At 67.8% G+C, this 24,345-nt stretch carries 13 protein-coding genes and 1 riboswitch; of the genes, 7 read left to right on the plus strand and 6 right to left on the minus strand.

Annotated features, from left to right (window positions below; translation table 11 throughout):
• Positions 1–73 precede the first annotated feature (73 nt).
• Positions 74–496: an HIT domain-containing protein gene (locus tag AncyloWKF20_RS19875; protein WP_279315671.1), complete on the plus strand. Its 423-nt coding sequence runs from the start codon at positions 74–76 to the stop codon at positions 494–496.
• Positions 496–1,458, plus strand: coding sequence for an NAD(+) diphosphatase (gene nudC / locus AncyloWKF20_RS19880; protein WP_279315672.1), 963 nt, complete (start codon positions 496–498; stop codon positions 1,456–1,458). The genes AncyloWKF20_RS19875 and nudC overlap by 1 nt, the downstream gene beginning before the upstream one ends.
• A 694-nt stretch (positions 1,459–2,152) precedes the next feature.
• Here the strand turns inward: nudC and AncyloWKF20_RS19885 are convergent.
• The gene (locus AncyloWKF20_RS19885; protein WP_279315673.1) at positions 2,153–13,348 is read right to left on the minus strand and encodes an autotransporter-associated beta strand repeat-containing protein; all 11,196 of its coding nucleotides are present in this window, start codon (positions 13,346–13,348) and stop codon (positions 2,153–2,155) included.
• A gap of 37 nt (positions 13,349–13,385) precedes the next feature.
• Positions 13,386–13,592: a hypothetical protein gene (locus AncyloWKF20_RS19890; protein ID WP_279315674.1), complete on the minus strand. Its 207-nt coding sequence runs from the start codon at positions 13,590–13,592 to the stop codon at positions 13,386–13,388.
• Positions 13,593–13,979: 387 nt separating this feature from the next.
• Here AncyloWKF20_RS19890 and AncyloWKF20_RS19895 point away from each other — a divergent pair, with 387 nt between their 5' ends.
• Positions 13,980–14,111 (plus strand): hypothetical protein, encoded by a 132-nt coding sequence (locus tag AncyloWKF20_RS19895; RefSeq protein WP_279315675.1) that lies wholly within the window; start codon positions 13,980–13,982, stop codon positions 14,109–14,111.
• Positions 14,112–14,695: 584 nt separating this feature from the next.
• Here the strand turns inward: AncyloWKF20_RS19895 and AncyloWKF20_RS19900 are convergent.
• Complete coding sequence (locus tag AncyloWKF20_RS19900) at positions 14,696–15,829, minus strand: 2'-deoxycytidine 5'-triphosphate deaminase (protein WP_279315676.1); 1,134 nt, start codon at positions 15,827–15,829, stop codon at positions 14,696–14,698.
• A gap of 104 nt (positions 15,830–15,933) precedes the next feature.
• Positions 15,934–16,014, plus strand: a riboswitch (SAM riboswitch).
• A 48-nt stretch (positions 16,015–16,062) separates the two neighbouring features.
• On the opposite strand from AncyloWKF20_RS19900, the gene AncyloWKF20_RS19905 reads away from it, so the two are divergent.
• The 4 genes from AncyloWKF20_RS19905 to argE all read left to right on the plus strand — a co-directional run bounded on the left by AncyloWKF20_RS19905 (position 16,063) and on the right by argE (position 20,588).
• Entirely contained in the window at positions 16,063–17,271 is a 1,209-nt protein-coding gene (locus tag AncyloWKF20_RS19905; protein WP_279315677.1) for an O-succinylhomoserine sulfhydrylase, read from the plus strand.
• 102 nt (positions 17,272–17,373) lie between these two features.
• Positions 17,374–17,766, plus strand: coding sequence for a Co2+/Mg2+ efflux protein ApaG (gene apaG, locus AncyloWKF20_RS19910; RefSeq protein WP_279315678.1), 393 nt, complete (start codon positions 17,374–17,376; stop codon positions 17,764–17,766).
• Positions 17,767–17,914: 148 nt separating this feature from the next.
• On the plus strand, positions 17,915–19,366 hold the full coding sequence (locus tag AncyloWKF20_RS19915; RefSeq protein ID WP_279315679.1) for a TrkH family potassium uptake protein: 1,452 nt from the start codon (positions 17,915–17,917) through the stop codon (positions 19,364–19,366).
• Positions 19,367–19,424: 58 nt separating this feature from the next.
• Positions 19,425–20,588, plus strand: coding sequence for an acetylornithine deacetylase (gene argE, locus AncyloWKF20_RS19920; RefSeq protein ID WP_279315680.1), 1,164 nt, complete (start codon positions 19,425–19,427; stop codon positions 20,586–20,588).
• A 278-nt stretch (positions 20,589–20,866) separates the two neighbouring features.
• Here argE and AncyloWKF20_RS19925 read toward each other — a convergent pair whose 3' ends face one another.
• From AncyloWKF20_RS19925 to AncyloWKF20_RS19935, 3 genes are all read right to left on the minus strand, one after another.
• On the minus strand, positions 20,867–21,892 hold the full coding sequence (locus tag AncyloWKF20_RS19925; protein ID WP_279315681.1) for an Hsp33 family molecular chaperone: 1,026 nt from the start codon (positions 21,890–21,892) through the stop codon (positions 20,867–20,869).
• Between the two features lie 137 nt (positions 21,893–22,029).
• Positions 22,030–22,977 (minus strand): ornithine carbamoyltransferase, encoded by a 948-nt coding sequence (argF, locus tag AncyloWKF20_RS19930; RefSeq protein WP_279315682.1) that lies wholly within the window; start codon positions 22,975–22,977, stop codon positions 22,030–22,032.
• The gene (locus AncyloWKF20_RS19935) at positions 22,974–24,182 is read right to left on the minus strand and encodes an aspartate aminotransferase family protein (RefSeq protein WP_279315683.1); all 1,209 of its coding nucleotides are present in this window, start codon (positions 24,180–24,182) and stop codon (positions 22,974–22,976) included. Before AncyloWKF20_RS19935 ends, argF begins: the two co-directional genes overlap by 4 nt.
• Positions 24,183–24,345 lie beyond the last annotated feature (163 nt).

Genomic DNA, 24,345 nt, shown 5'->3' on the forward strand with positions numbered 1-24,345 from the left:
GCGGCTATAGCTCCCCGGCCGGCTCGGGCGTGCGCCGGCAGGGCTCGCCAGAGCGAGCGGATGAGGGCAGGGCATGAGCGAGGCATCCGGGTTCGGGCTTGATCCACGGCTGGAGGCCGACACGTTTCCGGTCGGCGATCTCAGCCTTTGTACCGTGCGGCTGATGAATGATGCGCGCTTTCCCTGGCTGATCCTCGTGCCGCGCCAGCCGGACCTTGCCGAGCTGATCGACCTCGACGACGCGGCGCGGGCCCAGCTCACCACGGAGATCGACGCGGCGAGCCGGGTGCTGAAGGCGGCGACCGGCTGCGACAAGCTGAATGTCGCGGCGCTCGGCAATATGGTGCGCCAGCTCCACATCCATGTGATCGCCCGCTTCACCTCGGACGCCGCCTGGCCCGGCCCGGTCTGGGGCGTGGGGCAGCGCAAGGACTATGCGGCGCCGCAGGCCATGGTGCTGGCCGGCCGGCTGCGCCGCGAATTGGGGTGTGCCTGATGGCGACGCACAGTCTCGGCCTCTGGCCGCATCTCGGCTATGTCGGCAACCGGCTCAACCGCGCCAGCGAGCGGCGCAGCGAGGCGCCGACCCTGTTGCGCGACGAGCGCAGCCGGGTGTGCCTGATCTCCGGCGAGAGCATCGTGCTCCGGCGCCGCCCCGAGGCGGGGGAAGGCGCAGGCGCTTATGACGCGCTGTTCGGCATCAGCCACGCCATCTCGCTCGGCGGCAGGCTGAGCGAGGCGTGCCTGCTGGGTCTTGCCGATGACGTGCCGCATTTCGTGCTGCCGCTGCACCCGGCGGCGCTCGACCAGCTCACCACGCGCGACGATCTCCTGGTGACCGATCTGCGCAGCATCGCGGTGCAGGATCTCGTCTCGCAGGAGCAGCTTGGGGAGCTTGCCTGCGCCAAGTCGATGCTGGCCTGGCACGCGCGGCGGACCTTCTGTTCCAATTGCGGCCATACGCTCGATGTGGTCGAGGGCGGCTGGCGGCGCGAATGCCCGAATTGCGGCGCGCAGCACTTTCCGCGCACCGACCCGGTGGTCATCATGCTGGTGGTGGATGGCGACGCGTGCCTGCTCGGCCGCTCCGCCCGCTTCGCGCCGGGCATGTGGTCCTGCCTCGCCGGCTTTGTCGAGCCGGGCGAGACCTTCGAGCAGGCGGTGCAGCGTGAGACGCTGGAGGAAGCGGGCATCCACACCCGCGCGGTGCGCTATCTCGCCTCCCAGCCCTGGCCCTTCCCGATGTCGGTGATGATCGGCATGCACGCGCAGGCCCTGTCGCGCGAGATCACCATCGATCCGAACGAGCTGGAAGCCGCGCGCTGGTTCCACCGCGATGAGGCCGCGCAGCTGCTGACCCGCACCCATCCGGACGGCCTCACCGCCCCGCCGGCCATGGCGATCGCCCACCACCTCATCCGCGCTTTCGTGGAAGGTCGCGACCCGCCGCTGGGGTGAGCCTCAGAGCTTCGCGAGGGCGGCGACGTCCCACCTCTCGCGCGGTCACAGCAAGAGCCCTCTACCTCGTCATCCCGGACGGCCAAAGGCCGATCCGGGATCGCGTGCCGCATTCTTCACGCGGTCAGCGCCTTCACGCCGTCATCCCCGGGCAGGTGTTAACCGATGCCGACACACCCTTCTGAGCGAGATCTGAGGCCGGTCGACTCCCGGGAGATGCAGCCGGTTCGGACGGCGTCGACTAGTATTCGCCGATCAGGGCCATGTTCTGCCGCCTCATGGCATGCATGCGGGCGTCGTCCATTCCCGCGTGATCGAGACCAGTTTGACGCCGTTCTTCGCCAGCTTGCGGACGTAAAACTCCAGCTTGGTATGATCACCGAAGAAGCGGCCGATGCGGCCGGCCCCACATAGGTCTCGACCAGCCGATAGCCGCGCGCAGGGCAATACGCCTCGTCCTTCCGCTTCTGGCCGGCGATCGAGACATCATCATCCGTCTGGCGCGCGCAGGGTCGGTTCGGGACGCCGCTCGGTTTCCGGTTGCATGCCGCGGATCGCCCGCCGGGCGTCGCCGGGCGCGGCTTCTGCCGCCAGCTCCGGATTTCCCAATGAACGCGGCGCGACGTAGTCGTTGCCGCCCCTATTGCGTCCAGACCCGCCGATCCAGGCGGCGCGCAGCTCCAGCTGGTCCGCCTCAGAACCTGAGGGAGAACTGCGCCCAGAAGGCGTTCTGGCTGGCCTGCGAGGCAAGCTGCCCGGAATAGTTCACCTGGATGGAGGCGAGGTCCGAGAGAGCATAGGCAATCCCTGCTCCCACCACGAAGGTATCCTCGGCGAGAGGAACGCCCTGCGTGGTGAAGAGCGTCGCGCCATCCAGGAAGCGCATGTTGGCGGTGGGGGTCGTGTCGCCAAAAGCATGCTGCCAGCCCAGGGTCACGCTCGGGGTGAGGGCGCGCCCGCCCATAAGGAAGCTTGTCGCCACCCGCGCGCCCAGCGTTGTGTAGAGCGTGCTCATGCTCTCCACATTGATCGCCAGACCCGCTCCATTGGTGCCGCTCTCATTGGTCGAGCCGCTGGAGACGTTGACATAAGCCAGACCCGCAAAGGGCTCGAACTCATAGGCCCCGAAAGCCAGCCGGTAGCTGGCCTCGCCGAACACCTGTGTCGTGCCCAGTGTGTAGCTTCCGCTCTCCGTTCCAGAGAAGCCGGTGAAGGCGACGGTGCGCGTCACGTCGATGTCGTGCCAGCTATAGGATGCGCCGCCTCGCAGCCCGAGCGCGCCGAACTGGCCACCGAGATAGACGCCCACATCGTAGCTATCCATCGAGCCGAAGGACGAGGCCGCATCGACATCGAACTGGGTCTCGCTGAAGCCCGCCACAATGCCCGCCCGCACATTGCCGCCAATGTCCGCGTCGACACCGGCCAGGAAGCCGCCCATGGACGAGGAGATGGTCGAGGCATTGCCATCACCGTAGGCATCGCCCCAAGCCCCGTAGCCCTGTGCCCACAGGATCGGGGTGAGATCCTTGCCAAGGGCCGCCGTGGCCGGCCCGGCGGCCTTCGCCGCATAGGAGAGGGCGCCAGTCTCGTCATCCGTCGCGGACTGGCGCAACCGCGCACCCACGGCATCGCGCAGATAGATGCTCTCCTGCTGGATGACCGTGCTCACCGAGGGATAGATCTCGCCCGAGAGCTGGTTCAGCGCCGGCGCCACCTGCGAATCCGTGAGGCCATAGAGGGCCTCGAGCACCGGATTGGTATCGCTCAGTTGCTGCGCCGCCACCGCCACATTGATCTCGTTGGCGGTCTGCGCATAGTCCACCAGCTGCATGCCGTTATAGACGAAGCTCAGATAGACGTTCTGCGCATCATAAGTGAGGGACGGCGTCAGGAAGGCATAATTGGAGGTCACACTTCCAAACGTGCCCGTCAGCGTTCCCGCCGTGCTCAGGATCGTCACCTGCCCGCTACGGGCATAGCTGCCCTCGGTCGCATTCACGACGACGCTGGCCCCGGAGGACACGGTCACATCGCCGGTGGCGACGATGAGGTCGTGGGCGCCTTCCGGCGTCAGGTCCACCGCGTAGACGGACCCCGCATTGAAAGCGACGGTTCCGTTCACCGTGAGCGTGCCCGGTGAATAGCCCGGCGCCGCCGTGCCCCCGCTATTGACCGTGAGCCCGCCAATGGTCGCCGTGCCGCTCAGAACGCCGCCGCTATTGACCGTGAAGGGCGAGGTGGTGGTTGTGCCCGAGCTCAACTCGACGGTGCTGCCGTCCACCGCGACCGCCCCGGTATAGGGCGCCGAGAACTCCACCGTGCCCCCGGCGAAGATCACCGCACCCGAGCCGGTGATGCTTCCCGTGAACGCGTAACTGTCGGACCGGTTGAACACCAGGATACCGTCGTTGACGATGTTGCCGATGATGGAGCCAGTCGTCCCGCCATCGCCGATCTGGAGCGTGCCCGCCGTTATGCTGGTCGTTCCCGTATAGGTGTTCGTGCCAGTCAGGATGAGCGTTCCGGTGCCGGTCTTGTCCAGATTGCCGCCACCGGAGATCACGCCCGAGAGAATGAGCGTCTCGGCCGCATCCACCGCGATGGCCGCATCGGAGGGCGCGGACACCACGTCGGCGAGCAGCACATTGTTGGCGAGGGTGAAGCTGCCGCTCGCGCGCAGGGTGGCGCCCCGGTCGATGGTCACGGCGCCCGTACCCAGCGCCTGCCCGGATGCGATGCGCAGCGTGCCCGCGCCTACGGTGGTCCCGCCGGAATAGGTGTTCACGCCCGTCAGGGCGAGTTCACCGCTACCCAGCTGCGTGACCGAGCCGGTGCCCGAGATCACGCCGTCGAAACTCGTCGTGTCCGACCGGTTGAAAACGAGCGCGGCGTTGTTCACCACATCGCCCAGGATCGCGCCCGACGCGCCGCCCGCGCCGATCTGGAGCGTACCGCCGGAAATGGTGGTGCCGCCCGTATAGGTGTTGGCTCCCGACAGGATCAGCGTTCCGAGATCCGTCTTCTCAAAGCCCGCGGAGCCGGCGAGGACGCTTTCGATGGTCGCTTCCGTGGCGGCGCCCGCCTCGGTGCCGTCGCCCACGCGGATCGTCGCGCGGCCCGTGCCGGTGAGCGTGATCGCGGCGCCCGTCACCAGATAGCCGCTGTCCACGAACTGCATGCCGCTGGCGGTGACCGCCCCGTTGCTGGCGTCCACCGTGACAGTGCCCGAAATGCCCTGGAACACGGCGAAATTGCCGTTCCAGTCCTGCGCTATGGTGCCGGAGGCATTGGTCCAGTTGGTCTGGCTGGCCGCCGTCCATGTGCCGGTGCCGCCTTCCACGGTCTGGGTGGCGGTGGTGTAGGGGCCGTTCCAGAACAGGGTGGGGCTGCCCGTGGTCTCGACCACCAGGTTCACCTGTCCCGCCACAGAGGTCTGCACGCCGCCGAGCAGGCCATCCGAAAGGGAGGCCACATCGAGCCCGTTGTCGGTCAGGCTGCCGGTGTAACTGGCGAGGCGATAGATGCCGGCGCCGAAGCTCGGGGCCTGGGTCACGTTCAGCGTGCCGTCCAGCGTCACATTGCCGTTCACCGTGAACACGCCGCTGCCGGAGGGGGCGCCGAGCGTGACGTTCAGGTTTGACCCCGACTGCATATCGAGCCCGCCCATGGTCAGGCCCGTGGGCTGTCCGCCCTCCAGCGTGCCGCCATAGAGCAGGTGGACGGTCTGCGCCACGCTGCCCGTACCGGAAAGGCTCGCGCCATCCCCCACCGAGACGTCGCCCGCCACGCTGCCGGTGAGGGCGACCGTGCCGCCGCTGAGGGTGGTCGTGCCCGTATAGGTGTTCTCACCGCTCAGGGTGAGCGTGCCGGAGCCGACCTTGGTGAGGCCGCCAGTTCCGGACAGGATACCCGAGAAGGTACCGGAGCTGTTGTCAGCGCCCACGGACAGCGTCGCCGCGTTCATCTGCACGGTGCCGCCGCCGCTGATCGCGCCGAGTTCCTTGGTGCCGGTCATCTGGAGGTCGAGGGTCGCTCCGCTCGCCACCGATATGGCGCTGAAGTCCGCCAGCGCGGCATTGCCCTGCGCCACCAGCGTCCCGGCGGAGACCGTGGTCGTGCCCGTAGAGGTGTTGGTCCCGCTCAAGGTAAGCGTGCCAGCGCCCGTCTTGGTCAGGCCCCCCGTGCCGGAGAGCGTGCCGGAGAAGCTGGAACTGGTGCCGTCGCCACCCGCGGTGAGGGTGTGGCTGCCCAGCGCGACAGTGCCCGCGCCGGCGAGGGAGCCGACAGTCTCATCTGCATCGTCGAGCGACAGGGTCGCGCCCGCGCCGACGGTCAGGCGCGCGCCATCGGCCAGCGAGGCGCCGCCGCTGATGGCCAGCGTTCCGGCAGAGACCGTGGTCGCCCCGGTGAAGCTGTTGGTTCCCGTGAGCGTCAGGGTGCCCGCGCCCTGCTTGGTCAGCGTGCCCGTGCCGGAAATGGCGTCGGCATAGGTGAGGTTGTCGGACCGATCGAAGACCAGCGCGGCATTGTTCAGGATGGGGCCGGCCAGCGCGCCGGAGGTGCCGCCGTCACCCAGTTGGAGCGTGCCCGCCGCAATCGTCGTGGTGCCCGTGAAGCTGCTGGTCCCCGTCAGGATAAGCGTGCCCGAGCCCGCCTGGGTGAGGTCGCCGTCACCGGAAATGACCCCGCTGAAGGTAAGGCTGTCCGTGCGGTTGAAGGCGAGCGTTGCACCCGAGGCCACCGCCACATCGCCGAGAATGCTGCCGGTGCTGCCGCCATCGCCGATCTGCAGCGTGCCGGCCGAGACGGTGGTATCGCCCGTATAGGTATTGGTCGCCGTCAGGACCAGGGTGCCGAGGTCCGTCTTCTCGAGGCCGGTGGTGCCCTCGAGCACCGAACCGATGGTCGCCACATAGCTGGCCCCATCGGCGCTGCCGTCGCCCACCCGGATCTGCGTCTGGCCGCTGGCGGCGGCGAGCGTAATCGTGCCGGAGGTGAGCGAATAGCCGTCCACCATGAACTGCATGCCGGTGGCGGAAACCGTGCCGGAAACAGTCACCTGCCCCGCCGTGCCGGCAAACGCCGCGAACTCGCTGTTCCACGCCACCGACTGGTTGAGCGGAGAGGTCAGCCAGTTGGTCGCGGCGAGGCTGGAGGACCAGGTGCCACTGCCGCCATGGATCGTTCCATCCGGCGTCGTGGTTGTGCCGTTCCAGTAGAGCAGGTCGCCATCGAGCACGTTAAGGTTCACGTGGTTGGGCACCACGCTGATGGAATAGGCATAATTCGACGGTGTGGAGCCAAGCTCAAGACCGTTATCGGCGACCATCGTCGTGTAGTCGATGAGGCGGTACACGCCGAGTGCAATAGCCCCGGTGTTGCTGATGTTCAGCACGCCATCCAGCGTCAGGCTGGTGGCCTGGAGCACGCCGACACCGGTATTGGCGCCAAGCACCACATCGACATTGGCGCTGTCCGACAAGGTCAGCGCGGTCATGGACAGGCCGTAGAGGCCGGGCGTGCTGGTGGGCGCGGCGCGGATCGTGCCGCCATCCTGCACGCTCACCGTGCCGTTGACCGCGGCGCCGGCGGTGCCGCTCGTCTCGCCCTGCAACGTGGCGCCGCTGGCGACGGTGATGTTGCTGGCGAGGGAAACGCCGCTCAGGATTTCCAGCGTGCCGGCGGAGACGGTGGTGCCGCCGGCCGCGCTGTTCGCGCCGGTCAGGGTCAGCTTGCCGCTGCCCTGCTGCACGAGAGACCCGCTGCCGGTGATGGCCCCGGCGGCGACCACATCGTCCGAGCGGTTGAACGCCACCGTCCCGCTATTGGCGATGGCGCCCGCGATCGACCCGGTGGTTCCGCCATCGCCAATCTGCAGCGTGCCGGTAGAGACGGTAGTTGCACCCGTATAGGTGTTGTCCCCGCTGAGGATCACCGTACCGGAACCGGCCTGTGTCAGCGCGCCGCTGCCGGACAGCACGCCGGATAAGGTGACGCTATCCGAGCGATTGATGACCAGCGTGCCGTTATTGGCGATGTCGCCGCCGATGCTGCCGCTCACGCCGCCATCGCCGATCTGGAGCGTGCCCGCCGAAATGGTGGTTCCGCCGGTATAGGTGCCAGGGGCGGTCACGATCAGCGTGCCGGCGCCGGTCTTGTTCAGGCCCGCGTTGCCCGCGAGGGTCGAGCTGATGGTGGCCGAGAGGCCGCTTTCCACCAGGATGGAGGGGACCGCGCCGGCGGCAAAGGCCGCAAGCTCGATCGAGCTGCCGGTCACCTCATAGCCATTCACCAGGAATTCCAGCCCCGCCACTTGCGGCGAGCTGCTGCCGCTCACGATGACCATGCCGCCCGTGCCGGCGAACACCGCGAGCCCACCCTGGCCCCAGGCGTCCGCGCTGGAGCCGGCCTCGTTCGTCCAGTTGGTGGTGGCCGCGGCCACGTCCCACGTGCCGGAGCCACCCACCACGGCGGAACCGCCGGAGGTTGTCGTGCTCCCGTTCCACCACTGCCCCGCCGCGACGACCAGGTTCACCTGCCCGCTGGTGGACGTGTCCACCGCGTAGAGGCTGTGCGCGGGGGCTGTTCCCACTTCGAGCCCGTTATCAGTGAGGGTGCTGCCATAGTTGATCAGGCGGTAAGTGCCGGTGGCGAAGCCGGCGCCCGCCGTGATGTCGAGCACGCCGTCCAGCGTCAGGCTGCCGCCCAGCCCCACCGCGGCCGTGGTGGTGGGCGCGCCCGCGGTGAAGGCAAACGTCGACGTGGCGCCGAGCGTCAGGGCGCCCGCCGTGAAGAGATTGCCGCTCGCGCCGGTCAGTGTGGCGCCGTCCGCAACGGTGAGCGTCCCGCTGACGATGCCGGAGCTGGTGCTGGCAAAGGTGGCGCCGGCGTTGACGGTGATATCGCCGGACACGACGCCCGTCAGCGACAGCGTGCCGGCGGTCACGGTGGTCGGCCCGGTGCTGGAATTGGTGCCGGTGAACGTCAGCGTCCCGGCCCCCGCCTTCTCCATGGAGCCCGTTCCGGTAATGGTCCCGGAATAGGAGAGGTCGTCAGAGCGGTTGAAGATCAGCGCGGCATTATTGGTGATGTTGCCGGAAAGGGAGCCGGTGGCGCCGCCATTGCCGATCTGCAGTGTGCCATCGGAGATGGTGGTGCCGCCGGTGATGCCTGCCGCGCCGGTGAGGATGAGCGTACCCGCGCCGGTCTTCTCCAGCCCGTCGCTTCCGGAGAGGTCGGAGCCGATGGTGGCCGTGAGCCCGGTGCCCACAAGAATGGCGGGAACCGTGCCCGGCGCGAAGGCGGTGACGGTGATCTGGCCGCCAGTAACGGTATAGCCGTCGGTCAAGAACTGAATGCCCGCCACTTGCGGCGCCGTGGCGCCGCTGACGGTAACGGTGCCCGCCGTACCGGCGAACAGTGCTAGACCGACCTGCCCCCAGGCATCGGCGCTCGAGCCTGCCGCATTGGTCCAGTTGGTGGTGGCCGCCGCCACATCCCACGTCCCGTTCCCCCCAGCCACGGAGGAACCGCCGGCTGTCGTCACCGAGCCGTTCCACCACTGGCCCACGGCGACGGCCAGGTTCACCTGTCCGCTGGTGGCAGTGTCGAGATAGTACAGGCTGTCCGACGAGGTGGTGCCCAGCGTCAGACCGTTATTGGTGAGGGTGCCGCCATACGTGATGACGCGGTAGGTGCCGCTGGCAAAGCCGGTGCCCGCGCTGACGTCCAGCGTGCCACCGAGGACGAGGTTGCCGGTCACGCTCACCGCTGCGGTGGTCGGGGGAGTACCGGCGGTGAAATCGATTGTTGAGCCGGACGCGAGCGACAGCCCCCCGACGGTAAACAGGTTGCCGCTCGTGGCCGCCAGCGTCCCGCCGCTCTCGATGGTGAGCGTGCCGGCGACGAGGCCGGTGCTTGTGCCGACGAAGGTGGCGCCGGAACTGACGGTGACATTGCCGGCCATCCCGCCCGTGAGCGCCAGCGTGCCGGCTGAAACGGTGGTGAGCCCGGTGCTTGAGTTGGTGCCGGCGAACGTCAGCGTGCCGGCCCCAGCCTTCTGCAGGGTGCCGGTGCCGGAAATGGTCCCGGAATAGGAAATGTCGTCGGAGCGGTTGAAGATCAGCGCGGCATTGTTGGTGATGTTCCCGGAGATCGACCCCGTTGTCCCACCATTGCCGAGTTGGAGCGTGCCACCCGAGATGGTGGTGCCGCCGCTGTAACTGCTGTCCCCGGTCAGGGTGAAGGTGCCGGTGCCGGCCTTGGTAAGACCGAGGCTGTCACCCTGGCCCGGCGCGGACAGTGTGCCGGAGAAGGTGGTGCTGGTATTGTTCCCGCCGGCCGTCAGGACACGGCTGCCCCCCGTGGCGATGACGCTGCCCGCGCCGCTCAGGGAGCCGATGGTCTCGGACGCCGCAAGCGTCAGTGTGGCCCCCGAATCCACCGTGACCAAAGCGGTATCTGCGATCGCCGCTCCTCCGGAAACGGTCAGGGAGCCGCCGGAGACCCGATAGGTGCCAGTGGAGCTGTTCGTGCCCGCCAGCGTGAGCGTGCCGGTTCCCACCTTGGTGAGGGTTCCACTCCCGGTGATACTGCCCGAGAATGTGCCGCTACCGTCCCCAAGACCGATGGTGAGTTGCGTCGCGCCCAGCTGCAGAAATGCGGTGCCGGTCCCTCCGACCCCGTCATTGAGCACCTTGATGCTCTTGCTGCCGCTGCCGCTGAAGGTCAGTTGCGTGCCGGCGCTGAGATTGACGGAGGATGCAGAAGCGATCGATCCCGTCGTGTTCACCAGCAGGGTGCCGCTCTGAAGGTTGAGAGCCCCCGTGAACGTGTTCGCGCCGCTGAGCGTTAGCGTGCCGCTGCCCGCCTTGCTGAAGGCCCCGTCGCCGGAGAGGATTCCGGAGAACGTGGTGGAGTTGTTGTTGCCACCTGCCGTGAGCGTCTGGCTTGACGCCAAGGACACGGCACCGGCTCCCGCCAGCGAGCCGATGGTCTCATTGCCCGTGACCGACAGCGTGCCCCCGGTCGCCACCGTGACCGCGCTGGAATCACCGATGGCAGAGCCGCCCGAGGCCACGAGCGTGCCGCCCGTGATGCTGGTCCCGCCGCTATAGGTGTTGGTGCCGGAGAGCGTCAGCGTGCCGGTTCCGGACACGGTGAGCCCGCCCGCGCCGGTGATGTTGCCGGAGAGCGTCTGCGCGGCGGAGGAGCCGTAATCGAACGTGGTGCCCGAGGCGAGGGAGAGGGCACCGGCATAGCTGCCCGTGCCGAGGGTGCCCGCGCCGGAAACCGTCAGCGTTCCCGCCGTGAGGGTGGTGTCGCCCGTATAGGTGTTGGCTCCGGACAGAACCAGCGCGCCGTCGCCGATCTTCTCCAGACCATTGGAACCCGCCAGCGGGGCGGAGATGGTAGCCGTGGTGCTCGAGCCGACCACATTGACCTGCGGCGTGGTGGAGCCGTTCAGGAGGGTGAGCGCATCACCGGCAATCGTATAGCCCGATGTCTCGAACTTCAGCCCCTTGGCGGAGACCGCGCCGGACGTGGCGTCCACCGTCACCGTCCCCGCCGTGCCGGCGAAGATGGCGGTGAGGGTGGGGTCGGACACCACACGCGTCGTGCCGGATGAGTTCGTCCAGTTGGTGACGCCGCTCGCCGCCGCCGTCCAAGTGCCGTCGCCGCCGACGATCGGGCCGGAACTGCCTGTGGTGGTGGTGCCGTTCCAGTAGATCTCGGTTAGTGCATTGCCCGTGACGATCAGAAACACCTGCCCGGGGAAGGTGTTGGTGTCGATCGAGTACTGGAATTCGCTCGGCGCGGCGCCGATGGTGAGGCCGCTGCCCAGCAGACTGTTGGCATAGCTGACAATCACATAGGCGCCGGCATCCATGCCGCCGCCATTTATGATGTTCAGCGTGCCGTTGAGGGTCACAGACCCGTTCTGCAGCGCGATGAGTTCCGGCAGTCCCGTCGACGAGCCGAGGGTCAGGTTCAGCGTGCTGCCCGTGTTCAGCACCAGATCAGACTGTCCGGAAAGGGCGAAGGAGCTGGTGGTCTGAGCAACCGAAAGCTGGCCACCACTATTGACCGTGATCGTGCCCCCCACGGTTGCCGTGTGCGAGCTGTTGGTCGGGGTCGCCAGGATGCCACCGCTCTCCACCGTGACGGCGCCCGGAATCGTGCCAAGAGTGCTGGCACTGCCGAGTTGGAGAGTGCCGCTCTTGACCGTCCAGTTCGTCTGGGGCGAGGAGCCGGTGACTCCAGGCCCGTTGGTCAGGATCCAGGTGCCGGTCGTGTCCACCGCAAATTCGGTGAAGCCGGAGTAGGAGTAGGTGGATGTGACGCTACCGCCCAGATCGATCTGGCCGAGGTCGAAGACGCCGCCCGCGCCGCCCCATCTCAGCGTGTTGACGGTCTGATTTGCGGTTGTTGCCACCACATTTCCGGTGATGGTCGCGTAGGTGGAGCCCGACGAGCCCCCGCTCCCGAGCAGGACCAGCGTGTTCGTGGTTGGAGTGTTGTCACCGTTTTCGAGGTAGATGGCGTCGGCACGCACGCCATTGCCATCGAGGCCGCCGGCAATCGTCGCTGCGACATCGAGAGTGATGGTCGTGGAGTTGACGGGGTCGTAGAAATAGCCCTCCAGCCCCCTGCCGCCGAGGCCGGCCGTGCCAGTACCGTTCCCGCCGAGGATTTGCCCGGAGAGGACGGTGATGTCCGAGACACCGCCACCCAGCACGAGGCCGGCGCCGCCGCCCATGCTGGCACCGTTGGTAGCGGTCCCTGCATCGCCGCCCTTGACGGTGGCGCCGGCCTGGATGGTCATGACAAGGTTGTTGGCGAGAATGCCGTAGCCGCCCAAGGAATAGCTCGTGGTCGAGGCATCGCCCGAATTGCCGCCTGTCACAGTGCCGTTGACAACAATATTGCCGGATTCGCCGATGAACATACCGTAGCCGCCCGAGCCGCTCGGTCCTGCCGCGTTGCTGCCTCCGTTGCCGCCCGTGACGGCCCCATCAATTGTAATTGTGCCGGTCAAGATGTTGGCTTCAATGCCGCGGCCACCGTCGGCGCCCTGGGACAATGCCGTCGCATCGGCTCCGGCGCCGCCGGTCACAAAGGCATTGAGGGTCAGGTCCAGGGTAGCGCCCAGAATCGCTGTGCCACCGGGACCGGCATTGCTGTTGGTCTTTAATGACGCTCCACCCTGACCACCAAAGACGGCTCCATTGATGGTGGCCGTCGCGGTGGTTCCGGTCGCGAACTCGATGCCGGAGCCGCCGATTCCGCCGTTCGCGCCACTTCCGCCGGCTCCGCCTGTGATGACCAGATTGACTGAAGAGGTGAAGGTGATGTCCTGACCGAAATAAAGGCCGACACCTCCTGAGCCGCCTCCGCCCGCGACATCCGCGGTGGAACCTGCGCCACCCGCGCCACCCGCGCCACCCGTGAGTGTGAAGGTTGCCGCGGACCAGTCGAGTAAGCCCGCGTTGTTGCCGAGAATGAGGGCTGCGGCAGCGCCGGCGCCGCCACCCCCGCCAAAGGATCCCGCGGTCCCGTCGCTACCATTGCCGCCGGTTAGACTCGTCGCGACGCCGCTGCCGTCACCGACATAGGTATGGCTGCCGCCGGCGCCGCCATCGCCACCGGTGCCGGCGCCTGACCCGCCCGCCCCGCCGGTAGCGCCGGCACCGCCGCCACCGCCGCTGCCATTTCCGCCGCCCGCGCCGCCAGCTCCGCCGGTTCCACCGGCCTGATAATTGTCGAAGCCTCTCGTGCCGGCCGTTGCGCCGCTGCCCCCTGCACCTTCGCCACCGCTACCGCTAGCGAGCGCCGGATGAGCCAACAGCGACACGGCGAGGAGTGGCACGAGGGCGGACGTGCGCATCAGGGTCTTGCGCAAACGGTCGCGTCCAGGTCCAGAATCACGCGAACCGAAACTTGAATGCGATCCCGCCACCACGACGCCCACCCCGAAACAAAAAGTCGAAACCGGCTTTCCCCAAGCCCGGTTCGTATTCATCGCGCACTTGCTCTGCGCGCTCCTGTGGCCCGACGAGATGGTCTGTCTTCAGGCGCGCATCTTCGGCAATGTCCGGAAAGATAACGGGTCGATGGTATTTATCAACCATCGACGCGCACGTGCGGGCTTCCGAACCAGAGCTCTTGCCTGAGTTTGTCCGAGCAACGGGCGCGCAGCCGTCGGCATGTGATCGAGCACCTAAGCCCTTGATATTGAAGATGTATCAGGGTTGACGTGAAATTGGGCGGCGAGCGGTGCGCAGAATGTCCCATGCGCGGGTATGATTATGCTGTCCACAAGAACCCGCGCGCCTATGGAAGGCGCACCATGTTGTCCGGCCTGATGTTCTGCGGATGCTGTGACCAGCCCTATGTCCTCCGGGCCAGGACCGCTCTTGCTGCACCAGCCACCTCATGGGCACTGGCTGCACCAACAGCCGGACCGTCACACGAGACAAGCTTGACGCGCGCGTGGCAACGGCCTGACGAACCGGCTCATGGCGCCTGACAAGGCGGCCGAGGCGATGCGGGCCTTCGCCGAAGAGACCAACCGCCTCAACCGGGAGCGTCGGACTTCCTGCGAATCTGACCGGCATGAGCTGAGCCAGATCGAAGCGTCCATCCGCTAGATCGTCGCCGTCATCGAGCAGGGCCGCGTCCAACGGGCGCTGCTGGACCGACTGACGGCTCTGGAGGCCAAGCAGGCCGAACTCCAGGAGCGGCTCGCCAAGGCTCCGGTCGACGTCCCGGACCTCTATCCCACCATCGCCGAGCTCTATCGCCGCAAGGTCGAGAGGCTAACCGAGGCCCTCGACCATCCGCAGGACCGCTACGAGGCGATTGACGCCATCCGCCAACGCGTCACCCGTGTCGTGCTCACACCGGGTGCAAAGCGTGGGGAAGTGCAAGCCGTGCGGCATGGTGACATCGTCGCCATTGCGGACTGGGTATCGCAGGAAGCAGACACACCGCGCAAAACTGGTCACCGCACCCATCGCGCCCGCACTCTCGCACGAGTATCGGAACCGGTGCTGACGGTGCGGGCATGGCGGAAGGAGCGCCAAGCGATCCCGGCTCTCCGGCTTCGCGGAGCCTGCCCTTGGGCCTGCCGAAGGCAAGACCCGAGGGGCCGGGATGACGGCAGTGCGGGCGTGTACGGCAGGGCGGGATGTGAGGGCCGTATGAAAAGGCCGGATAACGGAGCTGCCCCGCGTCAGTCGCGCGTCCAGGGCAGGAAGTGCTTGGAGAGTTTCAGCCCCTGCGCCTGATAATTCGAGCCGAGAGCCTCGCCATAGAGGGTGCGGGGGCGCTCGATCATGCGCTCATAGACGAGGCGGCCGACGATCTGGCCGTCTTCCAGGATGAACGGCACCTCGCGCGAGCGCACCTCCAGCACGGCGCGCGCGCCATTATGCGGGCTGTTGTGGCCCCCGGCGGCGTCATGGCCGAATCCGGGATCGAAGAAGCCGGCATAGTGCACGCGGAACTCGCCGACCAGCGGGTCGAACGGCACCATCTCGGCGGCATGGCTCGGCGGCACATGCACGGCTTCCTTGGAGGCGAGGATGTAGAAGGCGTCGGGGTCGAGCACCAGCTCGCGCCGGCCGCGCGTCACCAGCGGCTCCCAGAAATCCTCGACCTCGCAGGCGGCGCGCCTGTCCACGTCGATCACCGCCGTGTGCCGCTTGGCGCGGAAGCCGAGCAGACCGCCAAAGCCAGCACCGGACAGATCGACGCTCACCGCGATGCCGCCGCCCGCCGTGTCGGGCGTCGCGCTGTCAACCAGCCGGTCAGCGGTGTTGAGGGCGGCGAGCGCGGCCTCGTCGAGGCGCGCATCGCCCCGCCGGAAGCGGATCTGCGACAGGCGCGAGCCGCGCCGCACCAGGATGGGGAAGGTGCGCGGGCTGATCTCCAGATAGAGCTTGCCCTCATAGCCGGCCGGCACCACGTCGAAGGCGCGCGAGCGGTCGGCGATGACGCGGGTGAACACGTCGAGCCGGCCGGTGGAGCTTTTCGGATTGGCCGAGGCGGCGATGTCGGAGGGCAGCGCCAGCGCTTCTTCCAGTTCGACCAGATAGACGCAGCCCGTCTCCAGCACTTCGCCCTCGGTGAGGTCGAGCCTGTGCAAAGCGAGCCGGGCCAGCCGGTCCGCCACCGTCTCGCTCGGGCCGGGCAGGAAGCTCGCGCGGATGCGCCAGGCGGTCGGGCCGAGGCGCAGATCGAGGCTGGCGGGCTGGACCTGGTCGCTGTCGAACGGGCGCGCGAGGTGGATGGCGCCGCGCGCGGCCAGAGCCTCGATGGCATGGCCAGGCAGGATGCCCTCGCCGATCAGACCCGAATGCGCCACGTCGCCCGCTCCACTCAGCTGCCGCGCGCGGTCCAGCCTCGCGCAAGTTCCGTTCGGTTTAACGGACGCGCCCCTTGACGCCAAGCCGGGTGCGGGAGTAATCCCGCCGGGAACGTGGTCATTTGAGCCGGCCGGCTTGCCGCCACGCTAAATAAGGTTGCTAAAAAGGTCGGGGCCGCGCAGCGCATGCGCGTGGGCGTTCCCGGTCTGTCGAGAGATAGCGGAGCCGCCCGATGAGCCAGAACGACAAGCTTTCCCCCGCCGAGATCGCCCAGCTTCGTCCCGATACCCGCCTCGTGCAGGGCGGCATCCTGCGCTCGCCCTTCGGCGAGACCGCCGAGGCGCTCTACCTGACGCAGGGCTATGTCTACGACACCGCCGAGCAGGCGGAGGCGCGCTTCAAGGGCGATGATCCCGGCTTCATCTACACGCGCTATTCCAACCCGACGGCGGCTATGTTCGAGACCCGCCTCGCGCTGCTCGAAGGCGCCGAGGTGGCGCGCGCCACGGCATCCGGCATGGCGGCGGTGACCGCCTCGCTGCTGTGCCAGCTCAAGGCTGGCGACCATGTGGTGGCGGCCCGCGCGCTGTTCGGCTCCTGCCGCTATGTGATCGAGGAATTGCTGCCGCGCTTCGGCGTCGCCACCACGCTGGTCGATGGCACGGACCTCTCCGCCTGGCAGGCGGCGGTGCGGCCGGAGACCAAGGTGTTCTTCCTGGAGAGCCCGACCAACCCGACGCTGGAACTGGTCGATATCGCCGGCGTCGCGGCGATCTCCAAGGCGGCGGGCGCCTGCCTCATCGTCGACAACGTGTTCGCCACGCCCATGCTGCAGAGCCCGCTGACGCTCGGCGCGGATGTCGTCGTCTATTCCGCCACCAAGCACATTGACGGGCAGGGCCGGTGCCTTGCCGGCGTCGTGCTGTGCTCGGAGAAATTCCTCACCGACCATCTCCAGACCTTCCTGCGCCAGACCGGCCCCTCCGTCTCGCCCTTCAATGCCTGGGTGATGCTGAAGGGGCTGGAGACGCTGCCGCTGCGGGTCGAGCGGTCGCAGGCGACGGCGGGCGCGCTGGCCGACCGGCTGGCCGCGCAGGGCAAGATCGGCAAGGTGATCTACCCCTACCGCGCCGATCACCCGCAGCATGAGCTGGCCAAGCGCCAGATGCGCGGTGGCGGCACGCTGGTGACCTTCGAGGTCGCGGGCGGCAAGGCCGGCGCCTTCCGCTTCCTCAACGCGCTGAAGGTGGTGCGCATCTCCAACAATCTGGGCGACGCCAAGAGCCTCGTCACCCACCCGGCGACCACGACGCACCAGCGCTTCTCCCCCGAGGCGCGGGCCGAGATGGGGATTTCCGACGGCATGGTGCGCCTGTCGGTCGGCCTCGAACATGTGGACGACCTCTCCGAGGATGTCATCCGGGCGCTCGCCGCCGTCTGATACCCTGGCAAAAGGCCGCGGCCGACCAATTCGTGACCGGCCGCGGCTTGTCTTGCCTGGGCTCCGCCTTTCATAAAGAAACGACAACAGCGGAGGATCGGCATGTATCGGGCGACGACGAGAGGCGTTCAGGTAACGGTGACGCCGCGCTTCGCCCCGGAGCGTTCCGATCCGGAGCGTGGCCAGTATTTCTGGGCCTATACAGTGGATATCCTCAATCTCGGGGTGGAGACCGTGCAGCTGCGTGCCCGGCGCTGGATCATCACCGATGCGCTCGGCCGGGTGCAGGAAGTGCGCGGCGCGGGGGTCGTCGGCGAGCAGCCGGTGCTGCCGCCCGGCGGTCATTTCGAATATACGAGCGGCGTGCCGCTGCCGACCGCCACCGGCATCATGGAAGGCAGCTACGATATGGTGACGCAGGCCGGCGATGCCTTCGACGCCGCCGTGCCGCCCTTCTCGCTCGACCTGCCCGGTCTCGCCCGCACGCTCAACTGAGTTGTGCCCCCGGCGCGGCGCTGCTTCCGGCGGGCCGGCGAAGCGGCTATGGTGCGGATAGAGTGACGGCTTACCTGTCGCCGAGCCGCCCACCAGCCCCGCTTTCGCCGCCGAGCCCTTCCGCCTTGAGCAACGGTCTGCCCCACTCGTGATCGACCTGCGCCCGATCGCCGCCATTCTGGGCGTCCTGCTCGCCGTGCTGGGCACGACCATGATGATCCCCGCTCTGGTGGATCTCATCGCCGGGGAGCGGGATTTTCTCGTCTACGCCGCCACCGCCGTCATTACCGCCTTTGTCGGCCTCTCCCTCTGGCTCGCCGGCCGCTCCGGTGAGGTCGAACGGCTCAGCATCCGCCAGGCCTTCGTGCTGACGGCGGCGAGCTGGGTGGTGCTCTCCGCCTTCGCCGCGGTCCCGTTCATGTGGGCGGAGACGGATCTGAGCTTCACCGACGCCTATTTCGAGGCGATGAGCGGGCTCACCACCACGGGCGCGACGGTGATCTCCGGTCTCGATGACCGCCCGCCCGGCGTGCTGATCTGGCGCGCCTTCCTGCACTGGTATGGCGGCATCGGCATCATCGTCATGGCGATGGCGCTTCTGCCCATGCTGCGCATCGGCGGCATGCAGCTGTTTCGCGCCGAATCCTCCGACAAGTCCGAGAAGGTGCTGCCGCGCGCGGCGCAGATGGCCAAGGGCATTCTCGGCAGCTACCTGCTGCTCACCTTCGCCTGCGCGCTGACCTATGCCTTTCTCGGCATGAGCGTGTTCGACGCGGTGGCGCACGCCATGGCGACGATCTCGACCGGCGGCTTCTCTACCCACGACGCCTCCATCGGCTTCTTCAAGAGCCCGGCCATCGACTATGCGGCGATCGTCTTCATGATCTCCGGCTCGCTGCCCTTCGTGCTCTATGTGCGGGTGCTGGCCGGTGACTTCAGCCGCATCTTCGCCAATGCCGAGGTGCGGCTGTTCTTCGCGCTGGTGGCGGTGTTCACGCTGATCTCGACGGTCCAGCAGGTGAACGGCGGCATCGCGGTGGGCGAGACGGCGCTGCGCCAGGCGCTGTTCACGGTGGTGTCGCTGATGTCGACCACCGGCTTCGTCGCGGTGGACTACACCCATTGGGGCCCACTGAGCGACGCGCTGTTTTTCACCGTGCTGTTCCTCGGCGCCTGCACCGGCTCCACCGCCGGCGGCATGAAGACCTTCCGCATCGCCATTCTCGGCTCGGCGCTGGTGCAGCATCTCAAGCGCATCATCTACCCGAGCGGCGTTTTTCCGGCGCGCTATGGCGGCAAGCCGATCGGCGATGATGTGGTGGCGTCGGTGCTGTCCTTCGCCTTCCTTTATCTGACGAGCTTCCTCGTCATCGGCATCGCCATCAACATTCTCGGCTTCGATCTCATCACGGCCTTTTCCGCCAGCATCACCGCGCTGGCCAATGCCGGCCCCGGCCTCGGGCCCATCGTCGGGCCGGCGATGAACTTCGCCGGTCTGCCGGACAGCGTGATCTGGCTGCTCTCCTTCGCCATGCTGCTCGGGCGGCTGGAATTGTTCACCGTTCTCGTGCTGATCCTGCCGAGTTTCTGGCGGCGCTAGTTGGGCGGTGCAGCAAAGCCCTTTATGCTGGCGACCTGACCGCGACGGGGACCGCCTTATGCTTGCCGCACGAACGACGACCGAGGAACTGCTCGCCTACCTCGTCGCCTTCGACACCACGAGCCGCAACTCCAACCTCGCGCTGATCGACTTCGTGCGCGACTACCTCGCCGCCTATGGCGTGGAGAGCGTCATCATTCCCGATGCGAGCGGGCAGAAGGCCAGCCTCTTCGCCACCATCGGACCGAAGGGCGTGGGCGGCGTCTGCCTCTCCGGCCATTCCGACGTGGTGCCGGTGGACGGCCAGCCCTGGACCACCGATCCGTTCACGCTCACGCCGAAGGACGACCGGGTCTATGGCCGGGGCTCCTGCGACATGAAGGGCTTCATCGCCACCTGCCTCGCCATGGTGCCGCAGATGACGGCGGCAAAGCTGGCGACGCCGATCCATCTTCTGGTGTCCTATGACGAGGAGATCGGCTGCACCGGCGTGGTTCCGGCGGTGCGCCGGCTCGGCGTCGATCTGCCGCTGCCCCGCGCCTGCATCGTCGGCGAGCCGACCTCGATGCGGGTGGTGGACGCGCACAAATCGGGCATCGCCTATATGACGACGGTGACCGGGCGCGAGGCGCATTCCTCCATGCCGCAGCTCGGCGCCAATGCGATCTTCGCCGCCGCCGAGCTGATCGGCGAACTCGACCGCACCCGCGCGGAGCTGATCGCCGCCGGCGATGCCAGCGGGCGCTTCGACCCGCCCAACACCACGCTGCAGGTCACGGTGATCGAGGGCGGCACCGCCGGCAACATCGTGCCGCGCCAATGCGCCATCCGCTGGAATGTGCGCGGCCTGCCCGATTTCGACGAGGAGGCGCTGCTCGCGCGCTTCACCGCCTTCGCGGAAGGCACGGTGCTGCCGAAGCTGCGTGCCTCGGCGCCCGAGGCCAGCATCACCACCGATTTCATCTACAGGGTGCCGCCGCTGGCGCCGCAGACCGGCTCGGAGGCCGAGCTTCTGGCGCTGCGCCTCGCCGGGCAGAACCGCACCTACACCGTCGCCTATGGCACGGAGGGCGGTCATTTCCAGGCGCAGGGCATCCCGACCGTGATCTGCGGACCGGGCTCCATCGACCAGGCGCACAAGCCCGACGAGTTCATCGAGGTGAGCCAGCTGCGCGCCTGCGAGCGGTTCCTCAGCGGGCTGATCGCCGAGTGCGTGGGGTAGAGCCTTCCAGGGTCACGTCATCCCGGACGGCCGGAGGCGAAGGTCGGCGGGCATGGCGCCTCATACGCCGTCATCCCGGACGGCCGGAGGCCGATCCGGGATCGCGTGCCGTGTTGAGCGCATAAGGTGGAGCGGAAGACGATCCCGGCTCTCCGGCTTCGCCTGCGGCCGGGATGACGCCTCATGAGGGAGAGGTGACGATCCCGGCTCAGCACCCCGCGGGGTTCCGGCCGGGATGACGCCAGGTCGCGTCCGCGGGGGAACACTCGGCCTTGCCGTCAGTTCCCCGCGGCGGCCTCGCCGGTCTCGTCCGGCCCCACCACTTCCTCCGCCGTGAAGCCGTAGTTCCGGCCGCAGAACTCGCAGGTGACGGTGATGCGGCCGTCCTCGACCAGACTCTCCCGCTCCTCATGGGAGAAGCTGGCGAGCACGTTCTTCACGCGCTCCTGCGAGCAGGAGCATTTGGCGACGACGTCCTCGGCGTCGAAGACGCGCACGCCGCGCTCATGGAACAGGCGATAAAGCAGCCGCTCGCTGGAGAGGTCGCTGTCGACCAGCTCGATATCCTCCAGCGTGGCGACCAGCGACTGCGCCTCCATCCAGGCATCGTCGTCGTCTCTCTCCGGCAGTTCGGTGCCTTCCGGCGCGTCGCCCGGATGCAGATCGACCGGGCGCAGGCGCCCGCCCTCGGTCGGCAGGAACTGCACCATCAGCCCACCGGCGCGCCAGGAGGAGGCGGCCCCGCCGGGGCGCATCTCCTCGGCGACCGCGAGGCGCACGCGGGTGGGAATCTGCTCGGACTGGGTGAAATACTGGTGCGCGGCCGCCTCCAGTCCCGCGCCTTCCAGCGCCACCACGCCCTGATAGCGGTTGACGCTCAGGCCCTGGTCGATCGTCATGGCCAGATGGCCGTGGCCGAGCAGCGCGCCGCTGTCCATGCCGAGGCCCGCCGCCTGAAGCGCGGCGAGGCGCTCGGCGTCGAAGCGGGCATAGGCGCGCACATCCTGCGGCGCGGTGAAGTCCACCACCAGCAGGTCGACCGGCCCGTCCGTGCGGGTCTGCAGGATGAAGCGGCCGGAGATCTTCAGCGTCGAGCCGAGCAGCACGGTGAGGGCCACGGCTTCGCCCAGCAGGCGCTTCACCACGGACGGGTAATCGTGATGGGCGAGCACGGCGTCGAGCGTCGCACCCAGGCGCACGACACGCCCGCGCACGTCGAGCCCGTCGACGTGGAAGGGGGTCACGCGGTCGTCCACCGCCTCGGCGGAGGGCGGGCGGGAGGGAAAGTCGATATGTTCTGTCATGTCGCCCGCCCATATGGGTGCGAGGTGGGATTTTCGCGAGGGCCCGCGCGAGAAGGGCGTGCGCAGCGCTTATCCCGGATCGCCGTGAGGCTGATCCGGGATCCGGTGAAGTCAGCCATGGCCCGGAGGGCGGGCCTTCAGGCGGCCGCGCCCTCGAGGCACCAGGCGAGGATGCCCTTCTGCGCGTGCAGCCGGTTCTCCGCCTCGTCGAACACCACCGATTGCGGGCCGTCCATCACCTCGTCGGTGACTTCCTCGCCGCGATGGGCGGGAAGGCAGTGCATGAAGATGGCGTCCTTGGCGGCGCGCCGCATCAGCGCGCCATTGACCTGGAACGGCTTCAGCAGATTGTGCCGACGCTCGGCCTCGGCATCGCCCATCGACACCCAGGTGTCGGTGACGACGCAGTCCGCGCCTTCCACCGCCGCCTCGGCCTGGTGGCCGAAGTTCACCTTCGCGCCGGTCTTCTTCACCCACTCGACCAGCGCCGGGCGCGGGGCGAGCTCGGGCGGGGTCGCGACGTTGAGCGCGAAGTCGAAGCGCTCGGCCGCGTGGACCCAGGAGGTCAGCACATTGTTGGCGTCGCCGGTCCATGCGACGGTGCGCCCGCTGATCGGGCCCTTGTGCTCCTCGAAGGTCATCACATCCGCCATGATCTGGCAGGGATGGCTCTCGCGGGTGAGGCCGTTGATGACCGGCACGCTGGCATGGGCCGCCAGTTCCTCAAGCGCCTTGTGGTCGAGGATGCGGATCATGATGGCGTCGACATAGCGCGAGAGCACCTTGGCCGTGTCGGCGATGGTCTCGCCGCGGCCGAGCTGCATTTCCGCGCCGGTGAGCATGATGGTCTCGCCGCCGAGCTGGCGCATCGCGACATCGAAGGAGATGCGCGTGCGCGTCGAGGGCTGGTCGAACACCATGGCCAGTACCTTGCCGGCGAAAGGCTTCTCGGCGGCGACCTCGCGGCGGCGGCTCTTGAGGTCGTGCGAGAAGCGCATCAGCGCCCGCAGTTCGTCGGCCGAGAGGACGTCGAGGTCGAGAAAATGCTTCACGGCGCTGGCCGTGCTTCCATTCGTGCCGCTCATGCTGCCGCTCCCTTCACGGCGCCGGCCTCAAGGCCGCTTTCGATCTTCGTGCAGGCGGCGTCGAGCCGCGTGAAGGCCGCGTCGATTTCCGCCGCGCCGATGGTGAGCGGGGGCAGAAGGCGGACCACATTGTCGCTCGCCGCCGGCACCAGCATGCCCTCTTCGCGCAGCGCGGCGATGAGGTCGGTGTTCGGCACATGGGTGCGAATGCCCAGCAGCAGGCCCTCGCCGCGGATCTCGTCGATCACGCGCGGGTGGCGGTCCTTCAGCTCGGCGAGCTTCTGGCGCAGCCGCCCGGCGGTGTCCTGCACCTGGTCGAGGAAGCCATCGGCCAGCACCACGTCGAGCACCGCATTGGCGACCGACATGGCGAGCGGGTTGCCGCCATAGGTCGAGCCATGGGTGCCGGCCGTCATGCCGCGCGCGGCTTCTTCCGTCGCGAGGCACGCGCCGACCGGGAAGCCTCCGCCAATGCCCTTGGCCACCGCCATGATGTCCGGCGTGATGCCGGCCCATTCATGAGCGAACAGCCGGCCGGTGCGCCCGACGCCGCACTGCACCTCGTCGAGGATCAGCAGGATGCCATGGGCGCCGCACAGCGCGCGCAGCTCGCGCAGGAAGCCCCAAGAGGCCGAGCGCACGCCGCCCTCGCCCTGCACCGGCTCGATGAGGATGCCGGCGGTCTCCGGCGTGATCGCGGCCTTCACCGCGTCGAGATCACCGAAGGGCACATGGTCGAAGCCGGGCATCTCGGGGCCGAAGCCTTCGAGATATTTGGCGTTGCCGGCGGCGGCGATGGTCGCGAGCGTGCGGCCATGGAAGGCGCCGTTGAAGGCGATGATGCGGTTACGCTCACCATGGCCACCGGCGAAATGGTACTTGCGCGCCATCTTGATGGCGCACTCCAGCGCTTCCGCACCGGAATTGGTGAAGAACATGGTGTCGGCGAAGGTCGCTTGCGTGAGCCGCTGGGCGAGGCGTTCGCCACCCTCGATGCGGAACACGTTGGAGATGTGCCAGAGCTTGCCGGCCTGCTCGGTGAGCGCGGCGACGAGATGCGGGTGGGCGTGGCCCAGCACATTCACGGCGATGCCGGCGGTGAAGTCGAGATATCGCTGCCCGTCGCGCGTGAACAGCCAGGCGCCTTCGCCCCGCTCGAATACGAGGTTCACACGGTTATAGGTCGGCAGGACGGGGTCGATCACCACTCCCCTCCATCTCTTCTTCAAATGCCCCAGCGATCAGACAGGGGCAGGCCCAAAACGAAACGTGCCGCCCTTGCGGGGGCGGCACCCGAGAGCGCAGATTTTATAGAAGAACCCTTGAGGGTCAATATTGCGACGGGGACTCGCGGCCTCAAGGGGGCAG

Source organism: Ancylobacter sp. WKF20, assembly GCF_029760895.1.
GTDB lineage: Bacteria > Pseudomonadota > Alphaproteobacteria > Rhizobiales > Xanthobacteraceae > Ancylobacter.